Source organism: Terriglobus sp. YAF25, from assembly GCF_052113305.1.
Lineage (GTDB): Bacteria > Acidobacteriota > Terriglobia > Terriglobales > Acidobacteriaceae > Terriglobus.
The window spans coordinates 1-5,819 of record NZ_JBFRCY010000360.1; the positions used below are offsets into that span (position 1 = coordinate 1).

Here is a 5,819-nt window from a genome sequence, read left to right on the forward strand (position 1 = left end):
CCCATCCACCCATCCACCATCGGGTTCATCGGCACCGTCACCTTCAATGCCGGATGCGGATGATAGGCCGCCATCAGCGGCTCGAAGCCGTCATAGCTGATGCCCAGAGTGCCCACACGTCCGTTGCACTCCGGGATGTTCTTCACCAGCCAGTCAATCGTGTCGTAAGTATCGGTCGAGTCGTCCACCGGCGTGGGATTCAGCGGACCATGTACCGGGCGATTCATCACATAGTCGCCCTCGGAGCCGTACTTGCCGCGAATGTCCTGCACGACTCGGATATATCCGCCGCCCACAATCGTATCGACAGCGTTGTCATACCCATACAGAGCAGCACCGAGATGCGCGCTGGCGCGGTTCGCCGTCAGGATATTGGCGCTGTACGGCGTGCGCGTCATCAGGATGGGAGCCTTCTTCGCTGTGGTCGCCGTTTTCGGCACCAGGATGACCGTATGCAGCTTCACGCCGTCGCGCATCGGAATCATCACCTCGCGGCGGGCATAGTCGAAGCCGGTCTCGGTCGGCTTCAGCGTTGCCGGAGTCTCACTGGGATACTCGGGGTACTTCGGCGTCTCCTGCGCGGCGCAGGACGCCACCATCGCGGCCAGAACGAGGACGTGCAGTCTCAAGGGATTCCTCCGATATGTGTCGACTGCAACCACCATATCGCGAGGCTTCACGAGAGCCTACGAATTTTTCAGGGATTAGCGATGACGAGCTGCCGCAGCAGGCTCTCCACCAGATCTTCCGTGCCTTCACATACACCCGTCCGCACCGGACCGGTCTGGAGAATGGTACTGCGCGGCGAAGTAAGCCAATGGAAGCGAGCCTTCAGTTCCATCTTCGCCAGTGGACCCGCAGACTCGTCACCGGCGGCAATCTTCTCGACTGCTTCCAGGTGCAACCGGATGGCGCCGAGATCGGCCTGCGGCCACAAGGCCTTCAGGCGCTCTTCATCCAGCATCGTCTTCGCCGCGAGATATCGCTTCTCCAGGCAAAGCACGATCACACCGGCGTTAATGAACTCCTCGCGCTCTACCCGGGGAACAATGCGGATGACGGCGTAATCAAACGAGGCGCGCACGCGTTGCCTCCTCTTCGAAGCGATCGGCATGCTCAAGCCGCCTCATCAGGAACTCCACATACGCGGCACGCTTGGCCTCAGAAGTATCAGCACCCTCTTCCGGCTCTAACCACGCATCCGGCGCCAGAGCGAGAATACGCTCAAACTCACTGCGATTGAGCCGGGCACGCGCTGTCTTTCCAGCGGCCCTGATATCGGCCGCCCACGACAACAACACATGATCGCGAATAGCGCTGAAGGGGCTCGCTGCCTTCTCCATCATCGACGCCCAGTCATGCTGCACATAGAGCGCCGCTCCATGATCGATGAACCACAGATTGCCGCCCCAGCACAGCAGGTTCGGATTTCGCGGCGTGCGGTCGACATTCATCACAAAAGCATCGAGCCACACCGCCATTGACGCAATCTCAGCCGTCGCGCAATCGCCTGCGGCAACCTCGAACATCGTCGAGCCAGGAAGGTAGTCCATGCCCAGGTTGCGGCCAGTGGAGGCCTTCAGCAGATCACGGATCTCCTCATCGGGATAGTTGCGCCCCAGGGCCGCATCGATCTCGACAAAGACCAGCTCCGGCACACGCAGGCCGACCGTTCGTGCAATCTCTCCAGCAACGATCTCCGCCAGCAGYGCCTTCACGCCCTGCCCCGCACCACGGAACTTGACGACATACATACCGTCGTCATCCGCCTCCACAATCGCAGGCAGACTTCCGCCCTCGCGTAGCGGTACGGCATAGCGGGTAGCGAGCACTTCACGCAACGGCATGTCTAGATCAACTTCTCTTTCTTAGGTTGCATGAGCGTCTTGACCAACACGAGCAATGTGTTATCGATAGCGGTGGAATCGCGAGAAACCCACGATACATTCGGTTTCAGGAGCACCAGATTCGTTCCCTGCGCCTCGAACTGCATGCTTACCGCGTATTCCCTTACTGAAATCGTATTCTCGACGCATGTAGTAACTAAATAACGCTGCTCGTGAGCCTGGAATAGTTGGTTATAGAACGGGCCTTCAGCCCTTGGTTTTGTTATTGCCCTGAGACCTGGGGCGTTGCCCCAGGCTGGTATAGAGCGCGCCCTTCAGCGCTCTAGTTATTGCGACCACTGGCTTTGTCATCCTGAGCAGCGCGAAGGACCCGCTTCTCTACCGACACATCCTACCCGGGTGCCCCACCCTCACAACGTTAGGGTGGGTCGGGAATACCCAAAATTCCGAACAAAACACAAACCAAATTTATCGACACATCCCTATACCTTGCTGAAGAGCTCGTCGCGGGGATCCTCGGGATTCAGCTTGGCGAGCTCGCGCAGAATCTCCTTCGAGCGCTCATCCTGCACCTTCGGCACCGCGATCTTGACCTCGACGATCTGGTCACCGCGACTGCCCTCGTGTGTAGCCGACGGCACACCCTTCTCTCGCAGGCGCAGCTTCTGCCCCGTCTGCGTGCCCGGCGGAATCTTCAGATGCGCCCGGCCATCGATCGTGGGCACCTCAACCTTCGCTCCCAGTGCAGCTTCAGAGACGGTGACTGGAACGGTGACATAGACGTCATCGGCCACTCGCGAAAAGACCGGGTGCTCACCGACCTTGATGATCAGATACAGATCGCCCGCAGGTCCGCCATGCAGCCCGGCGTTGCCCTTGGCTGCCAGACGGATGCGCTGTCCGTCACGCGTGCCGGCCTTGATGCGAAACTCCACCGGCTCACGCTTCAGCACGACGCCCTGCCCATGGCAGGTGACGCAATCGTTCTGCACCTTCCCCGTCCCCCCGCAACGCGGGCACTGCAGGTTGAACTTCATGCGGCCACCCATCTGCGTGACCTGGCCGCTGCCGTGGCACTCCGGGCAGGTCATGCTGCCGCCCGTGGTGGAGCGCCCATGACACGTCGGGCAGACCTCCTGCCGCTGGATCTCAAGCCGCGTCGTTCCACCGCGAATGGCGGTCCAGAAATCGACCGTCACCTGGTACTCGATATCCGTGCCGGGCTGCGGCCCCTCGTCCTGGTCGCGGCCACCGTTGAAGATGCCGCCGAAGATATCGCGGAAGCTACCCCAACCGCTCGATTCACTCTCCTGCGGTTGCTGCTGACGCCCACCGCCGCCAGTGAAACCGGAGAAGTCAAAACCGCCAAAGTCGAATGGAACGCCCTGACCACCGGCGCCACGTGCGCCGGCTCCGCCGCGGGCATACGCTTCGGCGGCGGCAGGATCGATATTGTCGGAGTAGAAGCCGAGTTGGTCGTAGACCTTGCGCTTCTTCGCGTCGGAGAGGATATCGTTCGCCTCCGAAATCTCCTTGAACTTCTCTTCGGCCTTCTTATCCCCGGGATTCACGTCGGGGTGATACTTACGCGCAAGCTTACGGAAGGCCTTGCGGATCTCATCCGCCGTCGCCGTCTTCTTCACGCCAAGTGCGCCGTAGTAATCCTTCTGCTGCGTCGTTGCCATAATCTGTTTCCCTTAAACTTACTCCGCCTGGCACGTCGGGCACCAATACAAACTGCGCCCAGCCATCTCCTGCCGCTGCACCTTCGTACCGCACACCCAGCATGGCTTGCCGTGCCGCCGGTAGACGTAGTGCACCTCCGGTTTCAACGGCTTCCCTTCACTGTGTGGACGATCCTTCGGCAGGGTCGTCACAATCCTTCTGTCCACCATACCCGCCTTAAGCAGCGGAATGGAATCGTTCCACATGGCCTCAACTGTTGTCTTTGGCACATCTTTGCCGGCAAGAAAGGGCGACAACCGCGCCCGGTACAACAGCTCCGCGCGATAGATATTTCCGATGCCCGAAAGTACCGACTGGTCCATCAGAAGCGCCGCGATCGGCGTCTTCGACCGCGCAATCTTCGCGAATGCCGGCTCGGGATCGTCGCCATTCAACGCATCAGGGCCTAACCTGGCCAGCAACTTCTTCCACTGCTCACGGTCATAGAGCGAGCAGTCGGAAGGCCCTCGCAGCTCGATCCAGTCCACATCCGCAGGCTCCAGAGAGGTAGACCCATCATCTTCCGAGTACCATCCATGCCGCGTTGTACTCGCCTCTCCGTTGTCATCCTGAGCGGAGCGCAGCGAAGCCGAAGGACCCGCTTTCTTTGCAGACCGTCTGGATAACCTCACCCGCAATGCGCCCTTCACCGGCGGCAACTCACCGACACCTTCCGTCCAGTCACCATAACGGCCAAGATGGACATGCAGAATCGCATCCGGCCCAAACTCATAGCCGAGATGCTTGCCCACTGCGTGAATCTTTTTCAACGTCTTACCATCGATGGCGTCAGCGTACGCAAAGCGTCCGCCGGGAGCTTCAACATGAAGCTTCTTCCCGACGAACGCTTTGCTGTGCCTCTCCGCCCAACGATGAATCTCATTTCCTTCAGGCATGAATCTCCGCTTTATCTCGCAGATGCTCGATTAGTTCCACACATGCTCTAACGGCATCGGCTCAATCCGGAAGATCACATCCGGGGCTACCTCGGAGAACTTACGTACGAACTCGCGCGCCTGATTCTCAGTCTCAAACATATTCAGTTCTTACTTCTGATCGACGTCTACATACTCGGCGTCAATCACGCCCTCGTCCTTCTTCGGCTGCTCGGTTGTTCCGGTAGCCGCTGCTCCACCRTCGGTCGGAGCGCCCGATGCATTGGCCTTGTACATGGCCTCCGCCAGCTTATGGCTCGCCGCCGTCAGCTTCTCGTGCGCCGCCTTCAGGTCGCTGACTGAAGGTGTTCCCACCAGCGTCTGCTTTGCATCAGACAGAGCCGATTCGACCTCGCTCTTATCCGCGGCCTGCACCTTCTCGCCGCTCTCCTTCAACATCTTCTCGATGTTGTAGACCAGCGAGTCGAGCTGGTTGCGGGCCTCGATCTCCTCGCGCTTGCCCTTGTCTTCCGCGRCATTCGCCTCGGCTTCCTTGGCCATGCGCTCCACCTCGTCCTTGCTTAAGCCCGACGAGCTGGTGATGGTGATCTTCGCGTCCTTACCGGTGGCATTGTCCTTCGCCGTCACGTTCAGGATACCGTTGGCATCGATGTCGAAGGTGACCTCGATCTGCGGCACGCCGCGCGGAGCTGGCATGATGCCGCCCAGCTTGAACTTGCCCAGCGTGCGGTTCTGGCTCGCCAGAGGACGCTCGCCCTGCGTGATGTGCACCTCCACCTCGGTCTGGTTATCCGCCGCCGTCGAGAAGGTCTCGCTCTTCTTCGTCGGAATGGTGGTATTACGCGGGATCATCGGAGTAGCTACGCCACCCTGCGTCTCAATCGCCAGCGTCAGCGGCGTCACGTCGAGCAGCAGCAGATCCTTCACATCACCGGTCAACACACCACCCTGGATCGCAGCTCCGATGGCAACCACCTCATCCGGGTTCACACCCTTATGCGGCTCCTTGCCGAAGAGATCCTTCACCAGTTGCTGCATGCGCGGCATACGGGTCTGTCCGCCGACGAGAACCACCTCGTCGATCTTGCTGGCATCGACGCCCGCATCGGCCAGCGCCTGTTTGCAGGGGCCAACCGAACGCTGCAGCAGGTCCTCAACCAGCGACTCGAACTTCGCACGTGTCAGCTTCTTCACCAGGTGCTTCGGTCCGGTCGCATCGGCCGTGATAAAGGGCAGGTTGATCTCCGTCTCCATGGTGGTGGAGAGCTCGATCTTTGCCTTCTCGGCCGCATCCTTCAAGCGCTGCAAAGCCATCTCATTGCCCTTCGCGCCCAGGTCCATACCCTCGTCC

At 60.0% G+C, this 5,819-nt stretch carries 6 protein-coding genes; all 6 read right to left on the bottom strand.

Features of this window, described 5'->3' with window-relative positions:
* On the bottom strand, positions 1-629 hold a 629-nt coding region (locus AB4043_RS15515; RefSeq protein WP_442307458.1), incomplete at its 3' end, for a CocE/NonD family hydrolase.
* Between the two features lie 68 nt (positions 630-697).
* On the bottom strand, positions 698-1,084 hold the full coding sequence (locus AB4043_RS15520; RefSeq protein WP_246153480.1) for a DUF3037 domain-containing protein: 387 nt from the start codon (positions 1,082-1,084) through the stop codon (positions 698-700).
* On the bottom strand, positions 1,068-1,847 hold the full coding sequence (locus tag AB4043_RS15525) for a HipA family kinase (protein ID WP_442301950.1): 780 nt from the start codon (positions 1,845-1,847) through the stop codon (positions 1,068-1,070). The genes AB4043_RS15520 and AB4043_RS15525 overlap by 17 nt, the downstream gene beginning before the upstream one ends.
* A 482-nt stretch (positions 1,848-2,329) precedes the next feature.
* Positions 2,330-3,532: a DnaJ C-terminal domain-containing protein gene (locus AB4043_RS15530; RefSeq protein WP_442301949.1), complete on the bottom strand. Its 1,203-nt coding sequence runs from the start codon at positions 3,530-3,532 to the stop codon at positions 2,330-2,332.
* An 18-nt stretch (positions 3,533-3,550) separates the two neighbouring features.
* Positions 3,551-4,468 (bottom strand): Fpg/Nei family DNA glycosylase, encoded by a 918-nt coding sequence (locus tag AB4043_RS15535; protein WP_442301948.1) that lies wholly within the window; start codon positions 4,466-4,468, stop codon positions 3,551-3,553.
* A 150-nt stretch (positions 4,469-4,618) separates the two neighbouring features.
* Positions 4,619-5,819: Hsp70 family protein (locus AB4043_RS15540; RefSeq protein ID WP_442307459.1), on the bottom strand; the 1,201-nt coding region annotated here is incomplete at its 5' end.